The organism is Acinetobacter sp. YH18001, assembly GCF_013416975.1.
GTDB classification, from domain to species: Bacteria; Pseudomonadota; Gammaproteobacteria; order Pseudomonadales; family Moraxellaceae; genus Acinetobacter; species Acinetobacter pseudolwoffii.
The window spans coordinates 75,333-100,864 of the sequence record NZ_VPEU01000003.1 but is presented as its reverse complement, the minus strand read 5'-3'; the positions used below and the strand labels follow the sequence as shown (position 1 = coordinate 100,864).

The 25,532-nt window shown below is 45.2% G+C and carries 21 protein-coding genes; 7 read left to right on the top strand and 14 right to left on the bottom strand.

Going from position 1 to position 25,532, the window contains the following annotated elements:
- Window positions 1-81: 81 nt before the first annotated feature.
- Together FTV48_RS02110 and epmA are read left to right on the top strand one after the other, a co-directional pair.
- Complete coding sequence (locus FTV48_RS02110; protein ID WP_179999251.1) at window positions 82-1,149, top strand: 4-phosphoerythronate dehydrogenase; 1,068 nt, start codon at window positions 82-84, stop codon at window positions 1,147-1,149.
- Entirely contained in the window at window positions 1,146-2,120 is a 975-nt protein-coding gene (gene epmA / locus FTV48_RS02105; protein ID WP_005169915.1) for an EF-P lysine aminoacylase EpmA, read from the top strand. Before FTV48_RS02110 ends, epmA begins: the two co-directional genes overlap by 4 nt.
- A gap of 92 nt (window positions 2,121-2,212) precedes the next feature.
- Here the strand turns inward: epmA and FTV48_RS02100 are convergent, their stop codons facing one another.
- From FTV48_RS02100 to radA, 13 genes are all read right to left on the bottom strand, one after another.
- Window positions 2,213-3,448, bottom strand: a complete 1,236-nt coding sequence (locus FTV48_RS02100; protein ID WP_179999249.1) for a multifunctional CCA addition/repair protein — start codon at window positions 3,446-3,448, stop codon at window positions 2,213-2,215.
- A 94-nt stretch (window positions 3,449-3,542) separates the two neighbouring features.
- Entirely contained in the window at window positions 3,543-5,822 is a 2,280-nt protein-coding gene (locus FTV48_RS02095) for an NADP-dependent malic enzyme (protein ID WP_005097682.1), read from the bottom strand.
- A 140-nt stretch (window positions 5,823-5,962) separates the two neighbouring features.
- Window positions 5,963-8,839: a bifunctional diguanylate cyclase/phosphodiesterase gene (locus tag FTV48_RS02090; protein WP_179999247.1), complete on the bottom strand. Its 2,877-nt coding sequence runs from the start codon at window positions 8,837-8,839 to the stop codon at window positions 5,963-5,965.
- Window positions 8,840-9,015: 176 nt separating this feature from the next.
- On the bottom strand, window positions 9,016-9,726 hold the full coding sequence (locus FTV48_RS02085) for a 16S rRNA (uracil(1498)-N(3))-methyltransferase (protein ID WP_100329084.1): 711 nt from the start codon (window positions 9,724-9,726) through the stop codon (window positions 9,016-9,018).
- Between the two features lie 107 nt (window positions 9,727-9,833).
- Window positions 9,834-10,670: a methylenetetrahydrofolate reductase [NAD(P)H] gene (gene metF, locus FTV48_RS02080; protein WP_005097677.1), complete on the bottom strand. Its 837-nt coding sequence runs from the start codon at window positions 10,668-10,670 to the stop codon at window positions 9,834-9,836.
- 262 nt (window positions 10,671-10,932) lie between these two features.
- Entirely contained in the window at window positions 10,933-12,315 is a 1,383-nt protein-coding gene (ahcY, locus tag FTV48_RS02075; RefSeq protein ID WP_179999245.1) for an adenosylhomocysteinase, read from the bottom strand.
- Window positions 12,316-12,506: 191 nt separating this feature from the next.
- Window positions 12,507-13,364: a DUF4062 domain-containing protein gene (locus FTV48_RS02070; RefSeq protein ID WP_179999242.1), complete on the bottom strand. Its 858-nt coding sequence runs from the start codon at window positions 13,362-13,364 to the stop codon at window positions 12,507-12,509.
- A 109-nt stretch (window positions 13,365-13,473) separates the two neighbouring features.
- Window positions 13,474-13,992, bottom strand: coding sequence for a tetratricopeptide repeat protein (locus FTV48_RS02065; protein ID WP_179999241.1), 519 nt, complete (start codon window positions 13,990-13,992; stop codon window positions 13,474-13,476).
- Between the two features lie 98 nt (window positions 13,993-14,090).
- A complete protein-coding gene (locus FTV48_RS02060; RefSeq protein ID WP_100329080.1) occupies window positions 14,091-14,429 on the bottom strand; it encodes a DUF3325 domain-containing protein in 339 nt (112 codons plus the stop codon).
- Window positions 14,426-16,147: a PepSY domain-containing protein gene (locus FTV48_RS02055; RefSeq protein WP_179999239.1), complete on the bottom strand. Its 1,722-nt coding sequence runs from the start codon at window positions 16,145-16,147 to the stop codon at window positions 14,426-14,428. Before FTV48_RS02055 ends, FTV48_RS02060 begins: the two co-directional genes overlap by 4 nt.
- 1 nt (window position 16,148) lies before the next feature.
- Window positions 16,149-16,505: a hypothetical protein gene (locus FTV48_RS02050; protein WP_034608454.1), complete on the bottom strand. Its 357-nt coding sequence runs from the start codon at window positions 16,503-16,505 to the stop codon at window positions 16,149-16,151.
- 209 nt (window positions 16,506-16,714) lie between these two features.
- Window positions 16,715-17,719 carry a Tim44 domain-containing protein gene (locus FTV48_RS02045; protein ID WP_179999237.1) on the bottom strand — a complete coding sequence of 335 codons (1,005 nt, stop codon included), beginning with the start codon at window positions 17,717-17,719 and terminating at the stop codon, window positions 16,715-16,717.
- Window positions 17,720-17,837: 118 nt separating this feature from the next.
- Window positions 17,838-19,229: a DNA repair protein RadA gene (gene radA, locus FTV48_RS02040; RefSeq protein WP_159138228.1), complete on the bottom strand. Its 1,392-nt coding sequence runs from the start codon at window positions 19,227-19,229 to the stop codon at window positions 17,838-17,840.
- Window positions 19,230-19,403: 174 nt separating this feature from the next.
- Between radA and FTV48_RS02035 the strand changes: the two genes are divergently transcribed.
- Window positions 19,404-19,808 carry a hypothetical protein gene (locus FTV48_RS02035; RefSeq protein WP_005169959.1) on the top strand — a complete coding sequence of 135 codons (405 nt, stop codon included), beginning with the start codon at window positions 19,404-19,406 and terminating at the stop codon, window positions 19,806-19,808.
- A gap of 102 nt (window positions 19,809-19,910) precedes the next feature.
- On the opposite strand, the gene FTV48_RS02030 is transcribed toward FTV48_RS02035, so the two are convergent.
- Complete coding sequence (locus tag FTV48_RS02030) at window positions 19,911-21,257, bottom strand: sodium:alanine symporter family protein (protein ID WP_005097666.1); 1,347 nt, start codon at window positions 21,255-21,257, stop codon at window positions 19,911-19,913.
- Window positions 21,258-21,577: 320 nt separating this feature from the next.
- Here FTV48_RS02030 and FTV48_RS02025 point away from each other — a divergent pair, with 320 nt between their 5' ends.
- From FTV48_RS02025 to dapF, 4 genes are all read left to right on the top strand, one after another.
- Window positions 21,578-22,981 (top strand): amino acid permease, encoded by a 1,404-nt coding sequence (locus tag FTV48_RS02025; RefSeq protein ID WP_005097664.1) that lies wholly within the window; start codon window positions 21,578-21,580, stop codon window positions 22,979-22,981.
- A gap of 133 nt (window positions 22,982-23,114) precedes the next feature.
- Window positions 23,115-23,348 (top strand): lipoprotein, encoded by a 234-nt coding sequence (locus FTV48_RS02020; RefSeq protein WP_005097662.1) that lies wholly within the window; start codon window positions 23,115-23,117, stop codon window positions 23,346-23,348.
- A 24-nt stretch (window positions 23,349-23,372) separates the two neighbouring features.
- Complete coding sequence (gene lysA / locus FTV48_RS02015) at window positions 23,373-24,617, top strand: diaminopimelate decarboxylase (RefSeq protein ID WP_005097661.1); 1,245 nt, start codon at window positions 23,373-23,375, stop codon at window positions 24,615-24,617.
- Between the two features lie 13 nt (window positions 24,618-24,630).
- Entirely contained in the window at window positions 24,631-25,476 is an 846-nt protein-coding gene (gene dapF, locus FTV48_RS02010) for a diaminopimelate epimerase (protein WP_074383380.1), read from the top strand.
- The last annotated feature ends 56 nt before the right edge of the window (window positions 25,477-25,532 follow it).

Below are 25,532 nucleotides of genomic sequence, written 5' to 3'. Positions count from 1 at the left end.
GAAAAATGGACGCATGTGCCAAATATAGAGTCAGAGACATCAACGCGCTATCATATGCCCAAGCATCATATGGATCTCATTATGAAAATTGTCGCAGATGAAAATCTGGCATTTACCGATTATTTCTTTTCTGAATTTGCAGACATTCGTCATTGTCCAGGCCGTAGCTTAATGGCACAGGATGTTCAGGATGCAGATGCATTATTGGTACGCTCAGTGACTCAGGTCAATGAAGCACTGCTACAGAATAGTTCGATCAAGTTTGTAGGCAGTGCCACTATTGGTACAGATCATCTGGATATTGCTGCATTGGAACAGCATGGGATTCAGTGGAGCAATGCAGCCGGCTGTAATGCACAAGCTGTGGCTGAATATGTCATTACCGCATTACTGCATGTACGTCCTGAGTTAGTAGATGCCAATGCAACATTTAGCCTGGGTATAGTCGGTTTGGGTAATGTTGGAACCCGTCTGGCTTATATGGCAAAACTTTTGGGCTGGCGCGTGATTGGCTATGATCCTTTGGTTCAAAGAACGCAGGTTGATCAAGTTGAATTTAATGAATTGTTGCAGCAAGCAGATGCGATTTCGATTCATGTCCCTTTAACTCAAACGGGTCTTTATCCAACTTACCATTTATTCAATACGGCTACATTGGCGCAAATGCAGCCTGATGCAATTCTGATTAATTCTGCACGTGGGCCAGTGATTGAAGAGGCCGCCCTGATCCAGGATCTTAAAGCGACACAACGAACCGTGATTTTAGATGTTTTTGAACACGAACCGGTTATTTCAGCAGAGCTTCTGGATCTGCTGACGCTGGTGACGCCGCATATTGCCGGTTATAGTCTGGAAGGCAAGGCGCGTGGTACTCAAATGATCTATGACGCTTTCTGTCAAACTTTTGCTTTTGCAGCACATAAACAGTTCGAAACCCAGCTTCCGGTCTGCGAGCAGTTTTTCCAAAATCAGGATTTAAAAATGGTGCTAAAGCAATATTTAACGCAAATTTATGATATTGCCCGTGATGATCAAAATCTGCGTGCTTGTGTCAAGGATGGCAAAGTGGATCAGCAGGCTTTTGATCATTTAAGAAAAACCTATCTGCTGCGTCGTGAATGGGCTGCACATGGTGGGCCAAAAGCATGAATAGCACTTATCAGCCGACGTGTGACCTGAATGCCATGCGTGCACGTGCCACCTTATATGCACAAATCCGTCAATTTTTTGCTGAGCGGGATGTATTAGAAGTCGAAACACCAATTTTATCTCAAGCCGGTGTGACCGATGTGCATTTGGCTTCAGTACAGGCGCAGCGTCATGTACTGGCTAAAGCACATACGCATTATTTACAGACCTCACCTGAATTTGCCATGAAGCGTTTATTGGCCAGTGGCAGCGGGCCTATTTACCAGATTTGTAAAGTCTTCCGTGATGATGAGCATGGGCGTAAGCACAATAGCGAATTTACCATGCTGGAATGGTATCGTCCGGGCTTTAGCTTAAAAGATTTGATGTTCGAAGTAGCCGATCTGCTTAATGTGACGCTTAAAGCACGTTTTGCTGAAATCCGTCCAACCATTTTGAGCTATAAACATGCCTTTATGGATCGTCTGGATATTAATCCATTGCAAGCGACCTTGCAGGAACTGAAAGACTGCTGTCGCCGTGTCGGTCTAAATCTAGATTTGGGTGAGGATCGGCTCGGCTATATCGACCTGTTATTTTCACATATGGTGGAGCCAAGTCTCGGTTTTGATACCGCAGTATTCCTGACCGATTTTCCACCTGAAATGGCCTCTCTGGCGAAAACCCGAATCGATGAAGATGGGGAACTGGTCGCTGCACGTTTTGAGTTGTATATCGAAGGTTTAGAATTGGCTAATGCCTATGATGAGCTGATTGATGCCGAAGTTTTGCGCTCACGCTTTGAGGCGGATAATGCAGAGCGGGCCAGACTTGGGCTGCATGTTATGCCTATTGATGAGTATTTACTGGCGGCTTTACCGAATATGCCGGAATGTTCAGGGATTGCTTTGGGAATTGACCGCTTGCTCATGATCGCGACCAATCAGATGAAACTGGAGCAAGTGATTAGTTTCCCGGCGGATATTTCCTGATCGGGATTTGATTTTCCTTAAGCTCTTTAGAGGGCTGGGTCTCTGCACTAAATGATTGAAGCAATAAAAAAGCACCCTCGGGTGCTTTGTCTTTATTCAATAGATACAGTTTGTTGGGCTTTAAGTTCACCCAGTGCCTGAATACGCCGTTCAATCAGCATTTCGCCAATATCCGGGCCTTGAATATCGGCAGGCAGGTCTTGTGCTTTAATGGCACGTACTATCTGCATGGCATCAAGTACATATTGTGCTTGTGGATAGGCACGATCTTCCAGTCCTAAACGGCCACGTGAATCACATTCACAGGCCTGTACAAAAGCTTCGACACGCTCGGGACGACGTAAAACGTCCAGACGCTGCAATAATCGCCATAAAGTACCGGGTTTGAGATTAAATGCCTGATGACATTTCAGATGCTCTTTACATACTGTCAACGCCAGTTGCTTGGTATAGGTCGGTACTTTTAAGCGATCACACAGATCATTGACCGGCTTGATGCCACGTTCTTCATGCATGATATGCCGCGGTAATTCTTCAACCGGGGTTAATGCTTTGCCCAAATCATGCACTAAAACGGCGAAACGTACATCCAGGCTATAGTTTTGACGACACGCCTGCTGCAAGGACATCATGGTGTGAATGCCGCAGTCAATTTCCGGATGATATTCAGGGCGTTGCGGAATACCATATAAGGCATCTATCTCAGGAAATAAGACTTTTAAAGCGCCACATTGACGCAATACTTCAAAATACACATCAGCATGACGTTCTGTTAAGGCACGTGAAGTTTCTTTCCAGACCCGCTCCGGTGTTAATGCATTCAATTCACCGGATTCCGTCAAGCGCTGCATGAGTGCTAAAGTTTCATCCGCAATCACAAAACCTGCACTGGTATAGCGGGCCGCAAAACGGGCAATTCGCAGCACCCGTAATGGATCTTCGACAAAAGCATCGGAAACATGACGCAGCACCCGGTTATTCAAATCCTGCTGACCGCCATAAGGATCATAAATCTGACCGGCATCATCCATCGCCATGGCATTAATGGTCAGGTCACGACGGATCAAATCCTGTTCCAGGGTCACACTGATATCGGTATGAAAGTCAAAACCATGATAACCGGTGCCGGATTTACGTTCGGTACGGGCCAGTGCATATTCTTCTTTTGTTTTGGGGTGTAGGAAAACAGGAAAATCTTTGCCTACGGGCTGATAGCCTAAGTCAAGCATTTGCGCCGGAGTTGCACCAACGACCACATAATCTTTTTCGTGATAGGGGTGTCCGAGCAAATGATCCCGAACTGCACCGCCTACTAAATAAACTTGCATGAAAAAACCTCTATTCTTACAAGCATCATGCTACAGAATAGAGGTTTTCTCAAGTTAAGAAACGAGGCGGATGCGTCGTTATCTTGTCATTGGATTAAAGTGCGTCTTGTTCCGCTTGCTGGATTTCTGCAACGGTAAGTGCAGTCATGTTCACCACGCGACGCGTAGTCGCAGTCGGAGTCAAGATATGTACCGGCTTCGCAGCACCCAACAGAATTGGGCCAATCGTCACGTTGTTGCCTGAAGTTGCTTTCAACAAGTTAAACGAAATGTTGGCAGCATCCAGATTCGGCATGATCAGTAAGTTTGCAGAACCTTTAAAACGTGAGTTCGGGAAGGCAAACTGGCGAATATTTTCATCCAGTGCAGCATCACCGTGCATTTCACCTTCCACTTCTAGCTCAGGCGCTATTTCAGACAGGATGTCATATACCTTACGCATTTTTTGCGCGCTGGCATCATGCTGGTCTGAACCGAAACTTGAGTGAGAAAGCAGGGCAATACGTGGGGTCATACCAAAACGGCGCACTTCTTCAGCAGCCAGAATGGTCATTTCCGCCAGCTGTTCAGCCGTTGGATTGGTGTTGACATAGGTGTCGGCAATGAACAGGTTACGATCTTCAAGCATCAAGGCATTTAGGGTAAAGAAAGTGTTATGACCTTCTTTTTTGCCAATGATGTTGCTGACGAAGTCCAGATGAATGTCGTAGCTTGAATAAGTACCACAGAGCATGCCATCTGCCATGCCATGTTTGACCAGCATCGATGCAATTAAGGTAGAGCGACGACGCGCTTCACGCTGTGCATATTCAGGCGTTACGCCTTTACGCTGCATGATCTGGTAATAATCGTCTGCAAACAACTCATAATCCGGATTCTTTTCCTGATCAACAATCGTGATATTCACGCCATCTTCAAGACGTAGACCCAATTTTTTGATATTGGCTTCAATCACGGCTGGACGACCGACCAGAATAGGGATCGCCAAACCATCATCGACTGCAATTTGAACGGCGCGAAGTACACGCAGATCTTCACCTTCCGCATAGGCAATACGCTTAGGATTCGATTTTGCCTGTTCAAAGATCGGTTTCATCACGAATGCCGAGTTATAGACAAACTCAGACAAACGTTGACGATAATGCGAGAAATCTTTAATTGGACGGGTTGCTACACCCGAATCCATGGCTGCTTGTGCCACTGCAGGCGCGATTTCAAGAATCAGGCGCTGATCCAGTGGACCCGGAATCAGGTATTCACGGCCAAATGATGCCGATTTCTCACCATAGGTTGCAGCATCCGCTTCGACGTGTGCCATACGCGCAATTGCATGTACACAGGCAATTTTCATTTCTTCGTTAATCGTGGTTGCACCAACGTCTAATGCCCCACGGAAGATGTACGGGAAGCAAAGTGCGTTATTGACCTGGTTTGGATAGTCAGAACGGCCAGTGGCCATGATCACATCATCACGAACTTCGTGTGCATGTTCAGGCAGAATTTCTGGATCCGGATTCGCCAGTGCGAAAATGATCGGATCTTTGGCCATCACCTTAACCATTTCTTTGGTCAGGATGCCGGCAGCAGAAAGACCGAGGAACATGTCTGCACCCGCGATCACATCACCAAGCTGAGTGGCTTCAATGTCTTGTACATACGCTTTTTTAGATTCATCCAGACCTTCACGATGCGTGGTCAGCAGACCACGTGAATCGGCAACGATGATGTTTTCTTTTTTAGCGCCCAAAGCACACAGCAGATTTAAGCAAGATAGCGCTGCTGCACCCGCACCTGATGCCACAATCTTGATTTCGTCAATTTTTTTGCCATTAATTTGCAGGGCATTCAGTAACGCAGAACCGACAATAATTGAAGTACCGTGCTGATCATCATGGAATACCGGAATATTCATGCGTTCACGCAGTTTTTGCTCGATGTAGAAACATTCTGGCGCCTTGATATCTTCAAGGTTAATCCCGCCAAAAGTCGGCTCTAAGGATGCGATAATGTCTACAATTTTATCTGGATCATTTTCAGCGATTTCGATATCGAATACATCAACACCGGCGAATTTTTTAAATAATACGCCTTTGCCTTCCATGACTGGCTTAGAAGCCAGAGGACCAATATTACCCAGGCCCAGCACCGCAGTCCCGTTGGTCACTACAGCGACCAGATTACCACGTGCGGTATACAATGCAGCAGTTGAAGGATCGCGTTCAATCTCAAGACATGGTGCAGCTACGCCAGGCGAGTAAGCAAGGGCTAAGTCACGTTGGTTGACCAATTGTTTGCTTGGTGTAACGCTGATTTTCCCCGGGGTAGGAAACTCGTGATAGTAAAGGGCCTGTTGCTTTAAAGATTGTTCGTCCATCAGTCTCTCGATCGTTGTAAAGATTACCCGGTCAGCGGGTAAAAAATTTATTTATGTCCCCGAATATACCATTTGTTCGCCAGTTCGCACAGCCAAAGACGGCCGTTTTTCCAACAATCTTATTGGGGTAGGGTATAAACTTAGACTTGATAAGTATAAGAGTCGTTGGTCATATTTTGTGTCAAATACGCAGTGGCTTCCTCTTCTGGCAGCGGTTTGGAGAATAAATATCCTTGAGCGATATCACAGTCTAAATCACGCAGATATGCTAACTGCTCTTCAGTCTCGATGCCTTCCGCGACCACGGTCATCCCCATGGCTTTACCCATCGCCACCATGGCACTGACAATGGCTTCCTGTTTGTTTTCACCAATCTTGGACACAAAACTGCGGTCAATTTTTAGGGTATCAATCGGGAAATCAGCAAGATAGGACAGGGATGAATACCCCGTGCCAAAATCATCCAGAGCAATATGGATCTGTCGCTGTTTGATTTCGTTCAGCAGGTTTTTGACTGCTTCCGAATTTTCAATTAAAGACGATTCGGTAATTTCCAGTTCCAGACTGGCACCTGAAATCTGGTTATCGGCAATGGCCTGATCCAGATCATCGAGTAACTGACCGCGGCGCAATTGCTGCGCCACGACGTTGACTGATACACAAATATGATTAAAGCCCAGATTATTCCATTGGCGGATCTGTTTGGCTGTCTGCTGGATGACCAGACGGCCAATATCTGAAATCAGGCTGGTCTGTTCGGCTAAAGGGATAAACAAGCCGGGTGGAATAATGCCTTTTTCGGGATGATTCCAGCGAATCAAGGCTTCAAAGCCATAAATGCGCTGATCACTGAAATTAATTTTTGGCTGATAATAAACAATCAGCTCATTATTCTGGAGGGCTTTACGCAAATCCCGTTCCAGAAAAATCCCCGTTTCTTGTAGGCCATCACTTTGATTAGAATAAAAGTGAATGGTATTGCCCCCCAGATTTTTAGCTTCGTTCAGGGCCTGTTCGGCACAGTTGTTTAAATAATCGAGTTGACGACCATGATCTGGATAAAATGCCACGCCCATGGAAAGCGTGATCACATAATCCTGACCGTAAATATTAAATGGAGTGGTAAATGCCTGAGCGATGCGTTCACAGTGTCGCTGTACTGAAGGGCGAATATGTGAAATCTCATAGATAATCGCAAAATCATCACCATTCAGATGCGCCACAAACAAGGCTTCTGCATTATTCATGCGCAGGCGCTGCGCGACCTGACGTAAAAGTTCATCCCCGCCATTATTGGATAGATATTCATTTAATGGACGGAAGCGATCGATATTCAGGCGAATCACGGCCATCTGCTGAATGGAGTCTTTTTGCGAGACCAGATATTGATGCAGCTGATAGTTATAATAGAAACGATTCGGTAAATCGGTCAGTGGGTCATAATTTTCCAGATAAGACAGGCGCTGTTCCTGTAATTTGCGTTCGGTCAGATCCGAGACAATCCCGACATAATGGGTAATCCGGCCTTCATCATCGGTGACGGCATTGATGTGTAACCATAAGGCGGATTGTTTGCCCGACATGAATTTGGCGTATACCTCGCCATCATAGGAGCCAATCTTTTGAAGCTGTTTGATAATACTGGCATGGTTACTGCGCTGTTCAGCTTTATTTTGTGCAACAAGATCGAATAAAGACTTACCGATGATCTGCTCACGCTCAAAGCCACTCAGGTATTCATAGTGAGGATTGACATCAATATAATACAGTTCAGGATTGAGAATAAAAATCCCTTCCGCGGCCTGTTCCAGTACACTGGCAACCAGTTTTAAACGTTCTTGAGAAATACGTTCCTGCTGAATATCACGACGAATACCCACCATTCGCAAAGGTTTGTTATTTTTAGGATCACGGCTAATCACGCGGCCAATATCATGCACCCAGTTCCAGCTGCCATCACTGAGCAGAATCCGGTAAGTGGCATCATAACGCTCAATCTGACCACGCAAATGCTGTTTCATGTTGCGCTTAAAATAGTCCAGATCATCAGGGTGAATCAGATGCTCTAATTGCAGATGATGATCTTTGGAATCACGCAGAATTTTTTCATCTTTATGATTGGTTAATGTAATGAGACGGTCTTTGATATTCCAGTCCCATGGGCGAATGCCGGCAATCTCATGGGCAAGATCCAGGTTCTGTTGCTGATTTTTCAAATGATGATTAATCTGTTCAATATCATAGGTACGTTCCCGTACTTTTTGTTCCAGTAATTGATTGTTGAGCTGTAATTGTAATTCAATATCTTTGGATTTATTGACTTCAGTTTGCAGTTTCTGGCACAGCTCATCAGTCCAGGCCACTTGCTGTTCGGCATTTTTAACCAGCAGACTGTTTTCTGCATACAAGCGCGATGTCCGGCGATGAATACGATAACTACTATTGGCACACAGCAGAATGACAATCACCGCAAAATTTAAGGCCAGACCGAAGAAGGGATTGGAAAGGCTGACATGATAAATTTGCGACAATAAAAAAGGGAATAAAGAGGGTAAAAATACCAGGCAGAAATAACTGAGTTTTTGGGTCAGATAAGTCAAGCCAAATGCCTGAGTCACAATCAGGAGCAGAGCAGACAAGGTCAGTGCTTCAATATCTTCGAATGCAGGATTGGCCTGCGGCAAATAGTAATAAATTGTATAAATACCGACAGCAATACAGCTCCCGACGGCAAGACTCTGAATCTGTAACCAGCGATGTGCGCCTTTCAAATCATATTGTTCAGGCTTAAAATAAAGTGTGCTCACCAACCAGCACATACTGACCAGTAGCTCGGTCAGAATAAACCAGGTATTAAAATAGGTATTGGAAGGACGATATTGAAGGTGATAAATACAAAAAATATAAAGGCAAATCACCATTATACTGATTAAAAAATAGCGACTATGGCGAAGTGTGTTCGCAATCTGAGCATGATGCAAATGCTGCTGGATATAGTCGTCTTGCTTATCAACCATGTGATTCAATGCCTGTATTCATCCTAAACGTTTTTCCCTATGTATTGTTCTTATAAAAAAACTCCAGGAAATGTGTAAAATTAACTCATCAATAGTTATTATTCTTTCATCGAGATTAGAGGTCTTAGGAATAAAAATCAACAAAATTAAAGACAAATTTTTACTGGCCTGATGAACTAGAGATTATAGTTCAAAATTGAAAGGGCCACGACAGGGGCTGTTTCGGTACGTAGTACGCGTTCACCAATACACCAGTTTAGAAAACCTTTTGCATTTGCTGCTGTAATTTCTGCCTCACTGAGACCGCCTTCAGGGCCAATCAGCAGTGCAATATCCAGGGTCGCATCTGCCAGTACATCTGTTTCATCTTTATTGGGCGCCAAAACCAGTTTGGTCTTGGGTAGCTCGGTTTCCAACCATTTTTCAAGTGATATTGGTGCTAAAATTTTAGGCACAATATTCAGTCCACACTGTTCACATGCTGCAATCGCGATCCCTTGCCAGTGATCCAGTTTTTTCTGGTCACGATCATACTTCAAGCGCATTTCACAACGATCCGAAGTCAGCAGCTGAATTTCGGAAACGCCCAATTCCACAGCTTTTTGAATCGCATAATCCATGCGGTCGCCTTTGCTCATCACCTGACCGAGCAAGGCCTGGAACTTGGGTGTGCGATTGGCGGGATTAAATGCATTGACCGATACTGTGGCTGATTTTTTAGCAACCTCAGTTAAGGTCACTTCATATTCGCCACCCTGTCCATTGAACAGGGTCGCGGCTTCGTCCGCTTGAGCGCGTAATACCTTTACCCAATGATGAAAAACGGTTTCCGTTAACTCAACCGTAGTATCAACATTTAAGTCTGCTTCAATAAAAAAACGTGGCATGTAAGGATTACTCTCAGATGGAACAAAACAAGACTGCATTGCATTTACACCCTCTTTGTGTTTCTCTCAAAGGGAGAAAATGGGTGAGATCAATGCAGCCTAAAAACTTATGCTAGACCTAAGTCTTTTACAAGTTGGCGTGTAGGATCAGTGGTGTTCATGGTGTAGAAGTGCAAGCTTGGTGCGCCACCTGCAAGTAGACGCTCACAGAATTTAACCACAACTTCGTGGCCAAAGGCTTTGATGCTGGCAGTATCATCACCATAGGTTGCCAGTTGCTTGCGAATCCAGCGTGGAATCTCGGCACCGGTACCGTCCGCAAAGCGGATCAGGTTGCTGGCATTGGTGATTGGCATAATGCCCGGCGCCACAGGAATATCAATTCCGGCTTTCTGGATGCGCTCTACAAAGTAGAAATAAGCATCTGGATTGAAGAAAAACTGGGTTAATGCTGCATTGGCACCAGCTTGTACTTTTTCAACAAAGTGCTGGATGTCTTGATCAAAGCTTTCTGCCTGAGGATGCATTTCCGGATAAGCTGCGACTTCAATCTTGAAATGATCGCCTGAATATTCACGGATAAAGCGAACCAGATCAGCGGCATAGGGTAATTCACCCAAACCAACCTGACCTGATGGCAAGTCACCGCGGAGGGCAACAATACGGTCAATGCCTTGTGATTTGTACAGATCAAGCAGTTCTGCAATACGCGCTTTATCATCGCCGATACATGACAGGTGAGGGGCAACCGGTGCACCTTTGCCATTAAAATCGTTGATGGTAGACAGGGTGCGTTCACGAGTTGAACCGCCTGCACCATAGGTCACAGAGAAGAATTCTGGATTGAGCAATTGTAGTTCTTGATGAACCACTTTGAGTTTTTCCGCACCTACATCAGTTTTGGTCGGGAAGAATTCAAATGAAATTGGAATTTGCTTAGACATGTTGAAATCCTTTTTTTTTATAAATACTGTTTTAATTTTCACCCTCTCCCTGTCCTCTCTTGCGCTTCACTTTAAAGCAGTGCTTAAAGTGAAGCGCAAGAGAGGAGTATCCATTACTGAATAACGCAGGCTTTTGACTCAAATTCTTTACATACCAAACTTAAGCTTGTCATGTAAATGGCTTGAGAGATTCACCCTCTCTTGCGCTGAACTTCAAAGCTGTGCTTGAAGCACGCTCAGGAGAGGGATGGGGTGAGGGCAATTAGTATTTATAAGTCTCAGATTTAAACGGACCTTCAACAGCAACGCCTAAGTAATCCGCTTGCTCTTGAGTTAATTGAGTCAGAACACCACCAAAACCTGCAACCATTGCAGCAGCGACTTCTTCGTCTAATTTCTTAGGAAGAAGCTCTACACGAATTTGCGCAGCTTTTTCAGATTCTGGAAGATCAGCAAATTTCTCAGCGAATAAATGCATTTGACCCAATACCTGGTTGGCAAATGAACCATCCATAATACGTGATGGGTGACCAGTCGCATTACCAAGGTTTACCAAACGACCTTCAGAAAGAAGGATCAGGTAATCATTTTCATTTTCTGAACGATACACTTGGTGTACTTGAGGTTTCACTTCAACCCACTTGTAGCCACGTAGGTAAGCTGTATCAATTTCAGTATCGAAATGACCGATGTTACATACAACAGCGCCCGCTTTTAATGAATCAAGCATTGCTGAGTCACACACGTGGTAGTTACCCGTTGTAGTCACGATCAGGTCAGTGTTTTGAAGAAGATCAAGATTCACGTCTTCTTTCTTGCCAGTTTGTACGCCATTTTTGTATGGAGAAACAACTTCGTAACCGTCCATGCATGCTTGCATTGCGCAGATTGGATCAACTTCAGTGACGCGTACAATCATGCCTTCTTGACGAAGTGATTGAGCAGAACCTTTACCTACGTCACCGTAACCAATTACAAGCGCACGACGGCCAGATAAAAGCATATCTGTACCGCGTTTGATGGCATCATTGAGTGAGTGGCGGCAACCGTATTTGTTGTCGTTTTTAGATTTCGTTACTGAATCGTTTACGTTGATTGCAGGAACTTTTAAAGTGCCATCACGAAGCATTTCATACAGACGTTGAACACCTGTCGTTGTTTCTTCAGTGACACCGTGGATTTTAGCGATCACTTCTGGGTATTTTTCGTGAACAAGTAGCGTTAAATCACCGCCATCGTCAAGAATCATGTTGGCATCCCAAGGTTTGCCATTGACATTGATCTGTTGTTCAAGACACCACATGTATTCTTCTTCAGTTTCGCCTTTCCAGGCAAACACAGGAATACCCGCAGCCGCGATTGCAGCAGCAGCGTGATCTTGAGTCGAGAAGATGTTACATGAAGTCCAGCGAACTTCGGCGCCCAATTCAACCAGTGTTTCAATAAGAACAGCAGTTTGGATTGTCATGTGGATACAACCCAAGATTTTAGCGCCAGCAAGTGGTTTAGCAGCAGCATAGCGTTTACGCAGACCCATTAAGGCTGGCATTTCAGCTTCTGCAAGTTTAATTTCTTTACGGCCGTAATCAGCAAGTGAAATATCAGCAACTTTGTAATCTGTAAATGAAGCAGTAACCGCGTTCATCAGGATCTCCTAGGAAAAAATAGATTGGATCGTTCTGTTCGCGGATGCCGTTGTTGATCAGAACGAATGTCTGACCGATGGTCGAGCCTAGCGATTTTACATTTAGTGCCTGTAAAACGTCGCAGCATCCCTCGACTAGCGCAGTATTGTACTTGGATTCTATGAATGAGCCAAGTTGAAAAAAGATAATATTAATTGTTTTCTAAGCTTTGAGCTTTTAGTTGATCAAAAGTATTCCAGCCTAAACCAGTTAATTCATACAGCCTACCATTGTTGCCAAGATCATTAATAAATCCTGATTTCTTTAGATCAGTGATAGCCGTTTTCCATTGAGCAATTTCTCTTTGGCTATTTAAATTCAAATGTAAATCGCCAGCATGCAGTTGGGTAGAATCAATATTTTGTAAAAATTGAATTTCACTTTCGCGTTCACCAGCACTTAGTAAAAGTTGCATCATTCTCTCGCTTAATTCATTTTTTTGTTTTAAGAGTTTAGGGTTTTTGAAATCAATGATTTTTAGATTATTTAAGATATTTTGAATGTATGTATTTTGCTGGATATGAAGAGATAAATGATCTTTAATTTTTTGCTTAAAAATAGATAAATCATTGTAAAATTCTAGTACGCCACTTGGCTTCCACTCCCTGATTTGAATTTGTAGTTTTTGATATTGTTCAGTAATTTGACTTGGGGGAATAGGTTTATCACAGATATAAATTGAAGTCAGTTTTTGAGAGTCGATATGTCTGGAAATTTCCTCTACAGTGCCGCTGGCGTATTCCCCAGTGTCTGTACCTAATCGAGTCCAAAATATTCCAATCAGAATGTCGGCATCATTGAGAATACTTTTATTGATAATTTCTTGAGGCCTATTACCCATTTCAGGTGCTACATGAGTTTCCCATCTGATAGGATTTAACATTACATTAAATTGCTTAGAATGAATTGCATTCCATTCATAGATTGCATCACGAACAAGTCGTCTTTCTTCTGCGACATCGTTTGGTGAAGCGATCATTACGTTTAATACTGTTGCTTGGTAAACCATATTGTTATCAGAATTTTATTAATATTAATGACTAATATATAGGTGCTTTTTCAATTGAGCCAGACTATTTTTATAATAAAAAGCCCATCATCTGACGGGCTTTTCTTACTTATTTAGCTTCAGCAGCATCTGCTTTATTGGTCCAGAACTCAGCCTGTTCTTCATCGCCATCTACGCCTAAACCATTGGCATAAATGAATGCAAGATCACGCATCGCTTGAACTTCGCCAAGTTCCGCGGCTTGTTTGACCAAAGCAATCGATTTTTCCACGTCTTTTTCAATTACATCACCACGACGGTAGAAACCGGCCAACTCTAAAGTCGCAGCAGGGTGCTTCTCGATATTGGCCTTACTTAGCCAGTAATAGGCTAACTCAAAGTGAGCTTTAGATTCTTCTGGATCTTCTTCAGCCAGTTCTTTGGCATAAACGGTATAACCTTCACCTAACCAGTACATCGCATCAACCAGTCCGCCGTTGGCAGCTTTCAATCCCCATTCTTCAGCCAGAATGATGTCATCATCATGCTCGCTTTGCATATACAGTTCAGCCAATTCAAATTGCGCTTCAGCATTGCCTGCTAAGGCAAGATTGGTCAGGGCAGCAGAGGGAGAAACACGCTGGGTCATATCAACATCTCAAAAATATTATGCGTAGACTAAAGGTTTAAATTAAAAAAGCCAATCCGAAGATCAGCTTTTCAAATGAGGATGGGGAAAATAGAACTTTAGACCAAGCAAATGATTGCTGAAATCACGGCGATTACCACACAGATTGAGGCGATTACTTTAATTTTACTTTCCAGATAGCTCAGGCTTAAACCAACGACCAATGCTGCAAAAGTTAAACTGCCCAGCCAATAACTGATCATGTTACTGATTGTACCTGCGAACAGGCACAGGATGAGCGCAATCGTTAATATCACCCAGCCAAGAATGCTGGCCATTCTGGTTTTGGAAGCATCTAGCTCTTTAGCAAAGATCTGTTTCTGATGTTTGGACATCGACGCGGCAAGTGCAAATAAACCGAGAGAAGTCAAAGCCCAAATCAATAAGAAGAACATCATGCCTGATTCTCCTTGAGCATCACTTTGGATTTTTTAGGCGGCAAGCCTTTATGGTTTTTTACTTTCTTGAATGCAAACCAGAACAGGATTGCAAGCGCCCACATCGCCAGATCAAAAGAAGCAATCATCCACTGACCATGCATGATGCTGTTCCAGATTGCCTGACCGCCGGTCAGGAAGTTTACAATTGGGAGTAGGGCAAATGCTGCTGTTGCAAGCAGGAGCAGCTCTAGCCAGGCCTGACGATTGCTACGAATCATGGCATAAACTAAGGTCAGCAACCACGCGATAAAGAAGCTGCGAATTTCCCAGTTCAAACGCATGTCCATGTCTGCCGGAATAAAACGGTTGGCATAAAAGTAGGCAGCACAGGCAATCGGTAAACCGATAATTGCCGCGATATTAGTCACTTCCACAAGACGATAACCAAAAGATTTATAGCCTTGCTTTTGTTGTTGTGGTGCGCGTTTGACACACCACAGAATCAAACCAGTCGCAATCATGAATGTGCCGACCACACCAGACATGAACAATAACCAGCGTAGAGCCAAGTCCACGCCACGTGCTTCATGCAATGTGGTAAATACGTTATAAATACCGTTTGCAACTGAAGGTGTTTTCAGTGTGGTTTGATCCGGCTTTAATTCACCCGTCACGCCATTGAAAGCCAGACTCGGATAAACATTACGATAGGCTACGCTGACCCCATTTAAGGCACGAAGTTCAATTTCAGCTTTGGCGGTATTTGGCTGGATGATGTTAATTGTAGCAACCGGATTGTTTTTCCATTGCTTTTCTGCTGCTGCAAGAATGGGCGCTAAGTCTGCCAATGGCGCAGGGCGGGCAGGTGACGCATCGCCACGCGAACGGCGAGCTTCACCCCGTGCAGACATATCACCACGTTCACCACGATTCTCTCCCTCACTACGCGGTCGACGCTGGTCACTATCACCGGATTCAGCCTGAACGCTATTGTCCTGAATCAAGCTCTTACGTTGATCTTGCAGAAATGCGCCTCGATTTTCATAAATCTGGCTGACACCCCAAGGCATCAGGGTAAACAGCAGCAGTAACAAACCGCTAAAGGTAATCATGATATGAAACGGCAGGGCAAATACCGCCGTTGCATTATGGGCATCCAGCCAGGAGCGCTGACCTTTGCCAGGACGGAAAGTAAAGAAATCCTTAAAAATTTTCTTATGGGTAATCACACCGCTGATAATCGCCACCAGCATGAGCAAGGTTGCAATGCCGACAATCCAGCGCGCCCAGATTCGGGGCAGTCCGTACAGTTCAAAATGAAAACGGTATAAGAATGAACCACCGCGTGTTTCACGGGCTTGCAGCACTTCACCGGTTGCACTGTCAATGGTTAGGCGGGTACCGCCACGACGGGCACGCGGATCTTCACCGGCACCGCGAATATTCAGTATGGTGGTATTCTGGCGTGAGTTAGGCAGCTGAATCGCCCAGCTGCCGGCATCCGGATGATGCTGTTGCAGATAAGCCAATGCGACACGGGTCTGTTCGATTTGGGACTTTTGTGGGACTGACTGATGAAATTCCGGTTTCATCCAGATGCTGATTTCATTCTGGAAAAAACTTAAAGTTCCAGTTAAAAAAATCGCATATAAAAGCCAGCCTAAAATCAGACTGGCCCAGGTATGCAACCATGACATCGACTGGCGTGGCCCTTCCTGTTTTGCATCTACTCTCATCTTAATTTCCTAGGAATTTATAGCTGATATAGAGCAAAACACTGGGAATTACGATTCCGAGCGTTGCCTTGATAGTTTTGTTGACCATAAATACCCAAATAAAGGCTGCGGTATTCAGGCTAAAACCAATCAGGGTGGCTGACATGGCAGCACTGCTTCCTGCATCCATAAACATCTGGGCAATCACGATGGCAGCCAGCGAGGCAAGCATATAACCGCCGACACCAGCCAGAAGAAAGCGATATAAAATCATCCCACGATAAACCAGCAGATTTGCTTTAACTTTATTTTTGCTCGATGGACTCGGTGCAGTAACTGTTTCAGTCGCTATTGCATGCATATTCGGACTACTCATCATCGAAAATTCTATCTATTAAACTTGTTAAGCTATTTCGATGCGAATGATAACAATTATTGTTTATATTTTAAATACGAAACATCAAACTATTTATATGAAAAATAAAAAGAACTATTGGATAGGCTAAAAGGGGGGGTATTAAAAAATATAAGCTTTAAAAATAAAAACAGCGGCTCGAAAGCCGCTGTCTAAATATTATCTGTTCAGAATTAGTCTTGCTGAATACCTGCAACCACCCAGTCCTCATTTGAACCTGCTGGTTTAGTGAAATGCCAGATTTCTGCAAACGGTTGTGGCAAGCTGTTCAAGTCTTCGCTTACCGTACCGGTAAAGCGCACGCTGACAATATACTGACCATTGTCAGTCGATGAATCTACCACCATGGCATTCAGATTTGAAAACTCGGCAACATCCTGATCCTGATTGCTCATGATGTCATTACGCATTGACTGATAAAGATCAGGAGTTAGGTAACGCTGAATTTCCGAAATATTGCTTGCCGTATTCATAGACTGAATGTGGTTAAAACGCTGACGTGCGACACGCAAGAACGCGGCAGGTTCAGTACCATCCGGTAACTGGCTGCCGCTTTGGGTATAAGCCGTGCCGAAAGGCGCAGTATTTGCCGGCGCAGAACCAAACGGTGCATTAGTGCTTGGCGTTTGACCGCCAACATTCTGACCAAAGATATTGCTATTGTCACCACCGCGAGGTGCAGTCGGTGCTTGACCAAAAGGTGCTGTATTACCAGCACCGCTATTTGGTGCAAATGGATTAGAAGCTACTTTTTTTTTTGCGCCCATCTTACGGAAAATGAAGAAGGCAACAGCAGCAGCAAGCAGGATCCAGATCCAGCCTGGAATACCACCTTTTTCCTCTTCTGCTGGAGCCGCCTGAGCTTCAGACGCTGCCACACTTTGATCATCGGCCAATGCATTGGCAGCTACGGCACCAATCGCAGCACCCGCTACACCGGCAGCAACCATACCACCCACACCTGGGCCAGATTTTTGCTGGGTTGCAGCACCGGCAGCTGGCGCTTGTTGAGCAGGCGCAGCTTGACGAGGTTGTTGATAAGATTGGGTAGGCTGTGCAGAACGTTGCATACCGTGACTTTTACCGCCACCGGCACGTTTTGCTTCAGCAGCAAAAGGCGCAACCAATAATACTGCTGTCAAGATACCTGTAATCAAACCGCGCTGTCGAACTTGCATTCATTTTTCCTATGAGAATAAAACCTATTTGTACAGTCTATTTATATAGGCTTTGTGTGGAATTTCAATCAAAAATCTGTATTTTTTTGCGCTTTACTGCAAATTCACTGCCTGATGCTTAATTTAGCTCATCACTTAAAGACATGGCTTCACTCAGGGCTTCATGCAAACGGGCAACAGCAATAATTTGCACGCCTGCAATGGTTTTTTGCGGTGCATTGCCACGCGGCACAATAATGTATTTAAAACCATGCTTGATCGCTTCTTTCAGACGTTCCTGTCCATTTGGCACGGGACGAATTTCACCAGACAGCCCGACTTCCCCAAAAACAGCCAGTTGTTGTGGTAAGGCCTTGCCACGAATACTGGAAGCGCAGGCCAGAAGTACCGCCAGATCGGAGCCGGTTTCTGTAATTTTAAGACCACCAACAATATTGACATACACATCCTGACCTGAGGTTTGCACACCACCATGCCGATGCATGACGGCCAAGAGCATATTCAGGCGGTTCTGATCCAGGCCAAGTGCTACACGTCTTGGTTGGCCATGCGCATCATCGACCAAAGCCTGTACTTCGACCAGGAGTGGACGCGTGCCTTCACGACTGATCATGACAATCGAGCCCGGAATCGCTTCATCATAACGGCTTAAAAATATTGCAGATGGATTGGACACTTCGCGCAGCCCTTTGTCGGTCATGCCAAACACCCCGAGTTCATTCACCGCGCCAAAACGGTTTTTGACGGCACGGATCATCCGGTAACGTGAATCGGACTGACCTTCAAAATACAGCACACAATCGACCATATGCTCAAGTACGCGTGGGCCTGCCAATGCACCTTCTTTGGTGACGTGGCCGACCAGAAATAAAGAGGTACCGCTGTTTTTGGCAAAGCGGGTCAGCAGGGCAGCGGATTCACGAATCTGCGAGACTCCACCTGGAGCCGATTGTAAGGTCTCGGTATACAGGGTTTGAATTGAGTCCAGAATTGCGACGGCAGGACGTTGCTGGGCCAATACTTCACAAATGCGTTCGACACAGGTTTCTGCCATGACCTTGAGCTGATCGGTTGGCAGATCCAGACGCTGGGCACGTAATGCGACCTGAGACAGGGATTCTTCGCCGGTGACATATAAGGCCGGATTTTTGGCAGAGGCCATATGCGTGGCTGTTTGCAGCAAAATGGTTGATTTACCAATGCCGGGATCACCACCGATCAGAACCACTGAACCCGTCACCAGTCCGCCACCCAGAACCCGGTCAAACTCACTGATACCGGTCGGTAAGCGTGTTTCATGCGAGACTGAGACCTGATTTAAGGTGGTGATTGTGGATGCCTGACCTGCATATCCACCCGCGATTTTTGGCTGAGCCCGATGTGTAACCGCAGGTGCAATGCTGACCTCAGTCAGGCTGTTCCATTCCCCACACTCCGAACATTGTCCCGACCATTTCGGATGATCTGCACCACATTGTTCACAACGATAGACACTTTTTGCTTTAGCCATATTTTAAGATGAAGCGATTGAAATTGACTGACAGCATAGCGGTGAATGTGATCTAAAACCAAGCCTTTCACCTGAGAAATCATGGTTTTTACGACAAGGCTTGTCGTTTTTATTTGTGCTTATTCGGATGTTGTGTATCAACGCCGTCTATAATGCCCGTCTTGTTATGCTGAAATGGAACAGATCTTGTCACAATTGCTGAAACATATTGATGCGATCGCACGTGAAAAAAACCGTGATGTGCTGTTTGTGCATTTTGAACAGTATGTATACCCAGATCAGGACGCTCACTCGGTTCGGCAAATGTTTATCGGCTGGTTAGAGCAACAGGGTATCCGTTATATACCGTGTTTGGGCATTGAGCCCACAGTCCGCAGTGACGTGTATTCGGGCAGTCTATATCTGGATGTACCTTTTGACCTGCAGCATAAAACTTATCAAAAACTGAGCGAGTACTTGGAAGATGATCAGGGCAATATGAAAATTGAAGGCATTCAGTTTTTTGTTTTATCTTTAGGGCTGGCACTTGAACTCGAATCTGACGGCAAATTACCAGAATGGGGCGGTTTACGCTCATAGAACATGAATATTGGATTTGGATTTCGAATAAAATTAATAATAAAAAGCCACAATTGATGTGGCTTTTTATTCTCTTGGTTCGGGATTTAAGCAATAAGGCGGTTAATAAAGTTCACCAGATTTACGTCTTGCGATGAAGTCTTTCGATTCCTTGGCAATCACGCCAGACAATAACAGCAATGCAATCAGGTTGGGAACCGCCATCAGACCATTAAAGGTATCGGCAAATAACCAGACCAGATCCAGTGTCGCGATACAGCCGACAAAAACCGATGCAATATAAATAATACGATAGGGTAGAACGAACTTTTCGCCGAGCAAGTAAGTGGCACATTTTTCGCCGTAGTAGCTCCAGCCTAAAATCGTGGAATAAGCAAAGAAAATAATTCCGAAGGTGACCACCCAGCCACCGACACCGGGCAGGAGTTTGTCGAACACGCCAATCGTCAGTACTGCACCGGTCTGATCACCAAATGAATTACCGGCCATGATGTAGCCCATCACCAGAACAATACCAGTAATTGAACAGACAATAATGGTATCAATAAAAGTACCGGTCATAGAGACCAGACCTTGACGGGCAGGATGGTCGGTTTTTGCTGCTGCGGCTGCAATCGGTGCAGAGCCCATGCCGGCTTCATTCGAGAATACCCCACGTGCTACACCATAACGAATCGCCGCACCAATCGCACCGCCTACTGCAGCTTCACCAGTAAAAGCATAGGTGAAGATCATTTTTAGTGCAGGTGCTACCAGTTCTAAATTGTTGAGAATAATGACCAGACCACCAGCCACATAGCCTACCGCCATGATTGGAACAATCACCGAAGATGCCTTGGAAATCGATTTAATCCCGCCCAAAATCACCAGTGCTGAAAAGGCAGTAATGATAATGCCGGTCATCCAGGTTTCGATCCCCAAACTGTTTTCAACTGCCAGTGCAACAGTATTGGACTGCACTGAACTGCCGATCCCAAAAGAGGCCAGTGTCCCGAACAAGGCAAAAATCAGCGCCAGCCATTTCCATTTCAGGCCACGTTCGATGTAGTACATCGGACCACCCGACATTTCACCTTTTTCATTTTTAATCCGGTATTTGACTGCAAGGACACCTTCGCCGTATTTAGTCGCCATACCAAACAGTGCAGTCATCCACATCCAGAACACCGCACCCGGACCACCCAGCACACAGGCGGTGGCTACGCCGGCAATATTACCGGTACCAATTGTGGCAGACAGTGCGGTCATCAGTGAAGCGAACTGGGAAATATCACCTGAGTGCTCGGGATGCTTGCCAAAGACCTGTTTGAAGGCCAGTGGCAACATACGGAATTGCCAGAACAATAAGCGGAAAGTGAGGAATATCCCGGTGCCGACAATCAGTACCAGCATATAAGGGCCCCAGACCCAGCCGCTTAAAGTCTCCATTAAACTTTGTAAATTTTGCATAAAATTCTTCTTATTGATCCATGTCTATGTAATTCGAGATATTGATTAAAAAGCAATTATTGTGCCATCGGTATTCATCCTGAATACTTAAAATGGCGGAATTGTGTTCTAGTTTTTACATGGTTTTGCTGCTTTGACAAGAAGTTTCTTGAATCTCGGGCGTCGAAAAAATAAGCGTTAAGCTGGCGCAAGTGAGATATAAGAAAAATAAATGAACTTTACAGTTTAGGCAGAAAATACAAATGATGTGATTTTTCTTTTTGTATTCAGGCTTTTTTACGTTAATTTGTCGCGAGTAAAACTCGAAGTTGAAATCAATAATGTCAGAAAAATATAACAGTTCATCGGCAGAGCACGGTGAGTTACAGCGAAGTTTATCCAATCGGCATCTACAGCTTATTGCCATTGGTGGCGCCATCGGAACCGGCCTGTTTATGGGTTCGGGCAAGACCATCAGTCTCGCAGGTCCTTCTATTCTGGTGATCTATATGATCATCGGTTTTATGGTATTTCTGGTAATGCGTGCACTCGGTGAGTTGTTGCTCTCGAATTTGCAATATAAATCATTCATTGATTTTGCCACGGATCTGATCGGGCCTTGGGCCGGATACTTTGTTGGCTGGACCTACTGGCTGTGCTGGATCACTATCGGGATCGCAGATCTATCCGCGATTATTTATTACCTGCAATTCTTCAATAATGGCTTGCCCTTTAGTCCTGAAGAAGGAGTGATGATCAGCGTTGCCGCGATTGTGTTTATCATGGGTTTGAACCTGGTCACGGTCAAACTGTTTGGTGAAATGGAATTCTGGTTTGCTCTGGTCAAGATTATCGCGATTGTGGTGCTGATTGCCGTTGGCCTGTGGATGGTCTTTACCGGGTTTACCTCGGATGCCGGCACAGTTGCGTCATTTAGTCATATCTGGTCACATGGCGGTATCTTCCCGACTGGAGCGATGGGCTTCCTGGCCGGGTTCCAGATTGCGATTTTTGCCTTCGTGGGTGTAGAGCTGGTGGGTACGACCGCAGCTGAAACCAAAGATCCGGAAAAGAACCTGCCGAAAGCAGTGAACTCGATTCCGATCCGTATCATTATTTTCTATGTACTTGCACTTTTGATTGTGATGTCGGTAACGCCATGGAATCAGATTGATCCAAATATCTCGCCCTTTGTGAACCTGTTTAGTCAGGCTGGTATTGCCGCAGCTGCGATCATCATGAACCTGGTAGTGTTGTCCTCGGTGATGTCATCGATGAACAGTGGGGTATTCTCGACCAGTCGTATGCTGTTCGGTCTGTCGCGTGAAGAGCAGGCACCACTTGCCTTTGGTCGCTTAAACCGTCGTGCAGTTCCGGCAAATGCCTTGTATTTCTCTGCGGTATGTTTGTTGCTGGGTGCAGCACTACAGTATTTCGTTCCAGATACCGTCCGCGCTTTCACTTTAGCAACGACTTTATCCACGATTCTGTTTATCTGTGTCTGGATCATCATTATCTGGAGCTATATCGTGTACTACAAAACACGTCCAGAATTGCATGCCAAATCGACCTTTAAGTTGCCGGGCGGTCTGGTGACCTGCTGGATTGTGATCGTATTCTTCCTGAGCATGATCGTGGTGTTGGCGCTGGAAGACGATACCCGTCAAGCACTGATGGTCAGCCCGATCTGGTTTATCCTTCTGGTTATTGGCTATTTCGGTTTCTATAAACAGAAACATAAATAAACCTTATCAATAAAAACGTCAGCGATCTGCTGGCGTTTTTTTATCGCTAAAGATAATCTCTAGGCTTTAGCGCTTTGGTCATGGTGATCATCGCGTTATACTTCATCGAAACACTATTCAATTAGGTGGTCAGATGCATCAAGTCATTTGCTACATCAGTATCTTGGCGACAAGTCTTGTTCTTGCAGCTTGTGGGCAGTCAGGTGCGTTGCACTTGCCGAATGATCCAGATTACGACAAGCGTGCCAAGTATTTGTTATATAAAAATACCGAAGCTGAATCCAAAGCCTCCGATGAAGAACGAGATGCCCCTGTGCAACAACAGTTTGCTGCGCCTGAAGCATCAGATTCAACGACTACACCTTAACGCTTTCAAAGAAAGGATACCTTCATGAGTTTCACCCGCATTAATGGGGTATTGCACGCTGAGCAATGTTCATTACAACAGCTCGCAGAGCAATTTGGCACACCTCTCTATGTTTATTCCAAAGCCACCTTGGAAAAGCATTTTTTAGATATGGACCGTGCTTTTAACTTTATCGATCATCAAATCTGTTTCGCGGTAAAGTCCAACTCCAATCTTGCGGTATTGAATGTATTGGCCAAACAGGGGGCCGGTTTTGATATTGTGACCGGCGGTGAATTGGCACGTGTACTGAAAGCCGGTGGTGATGCCGCAAAAATTGTATTTTCGGGTCTGGGTAAAACTGAAGCAGATATTAAAAAAGCCTTAGAAGTGGGCATTGCCTGCTTTAATGTGGAATCTCATGCCGAGCTGGATCGTATTCAAAAGGTTGCGGCTGAATTGAATGTTAAAGCGCCGATTTCATTGCGCGTGAATCCGGACGTCGATGCCAAAACCCATCCTTATATTTCAACCGGTCTAAAAGAAAATAAATTCGGTATTCCATCTGATAGCGTATTTGCAACCTATCAATATGCGGCGTCACTGGCCAATCTGGATGTGGTCGGGATTGACTGTCATATCGGTTCACAGCTCACCGAAACCCAGCCTTTTGTTGATGCGCTGGATCGTGTCATTGTCATGATTGACCAGCTCAAAGAAATGGGTATCCACCTCAAACACATCGATATTGGTGGTGGTCTGGGGGTGACTTATAAAGATGAAACCCCGCCATCGGTTGAAGAATATGCCAATGCGCTACGTCCAGCATTAGAAAAATTGGGCCTGAAAGTGTATATGGAGCCGGGGCGTAGTATTTCTGCCAATGCGGGTGTATTGCTGACCAAAGTCGATCTGCTCAAACCGACCAATCATCGTAATTTTGCCATCATTGATGCGGCGATGAACGACCTGATTCGTCCGGCTTTATATGAAGCATGGATGGACATTCAGCCAGTGACGCCGCGTAATGATGCTGAAACTAAAGAATGGGATGTGGTAGGTGCGATCTGTGAAACCGGTGATTTCCTCGGTAAAGAGCGTGAATTGGCAATCAAAGAAAATGATGTACTGGCAGTCTTGGGCGCAGGTGCCTACGGTTTTGTGATGAGCTCAAACTACAACAGCCGTGGCCGTGCGGCTGAAGTGATGGTTGATGCAGATCAGGCACATTTGATTCGTGAACGTGAGACGATTGAATCACTCTGGGAACGTGAGCGTTTATTGCCTTAAGGACTAAATCGAGATGTTATTAGAATTTACCAAGATGCATGGTCTGGGCAATGACTTTATGGTGGTTGATCTGATCAGCCAGCGCGCTTATTTGGATCCGGTCACCATTCAGCGCTTGGCCAATCGTAATTTTGGTATTGGTTTTGATCAGCTGCTGGTGGTTGAACCACCAGACGTACCGAGTGCAGATTTTAAATACCGGATTTTTAATGCCGATGGTTCGGAAGTAGAACAATGTGGCAATGGCGTGCGCTGTTTTGCCAAGTTTGTACATGACCGTCAGCTGACCAGCAAAACCAAAATCAAGGTACAGACGAAGTCTGGTATTGTTGAACCGGAATTGGGTGCCAATGGCTGGGTGCGGGTCAATATGGGCTATCCGAAATTCCTGCCACAGGACATTCCATTTTTGGCCGATGCAGCGGAAAGCCTGTATGACATTGAGCTTGCTAGCGGTGAAAAGCTGAGCATTGATGTGGTGAATATGGGTAATCCACATGCGGTGACGATTGTACCGGATGTGATTGCTGCCGATGTGGCACGTATTGGCCCACAAGTTGAAGCGCATGCGCGTTTCCCGGCACGGGTCAATGCTGGCTTTATGCAGATCATTGATGAAAAACATGCGCGTTTGCGTGTATATGAACGTGGTGTCGGCGAGACTCTGGCCTGTGGTACAGGTGCCTGTGCCGCAGCCATTTCCGGGATGCGCCGTGGTCTGCTGTCGAGCAAGGTTGAAATCGAGCTGGCAGGTGGCAAGTTGCAGATCGAGTGGAAAGAAGGCGATGTGGTCTGGATGACCGGACCAACGGCGACCGTGTATGAAGGGCGTCTGGATTTGCGTTATTTTCAGGGTTAATCGGCATTAAGTTTTAAAAAAGCACCGTGCTCAGAACGGTGCTTTTTTTATGTTAG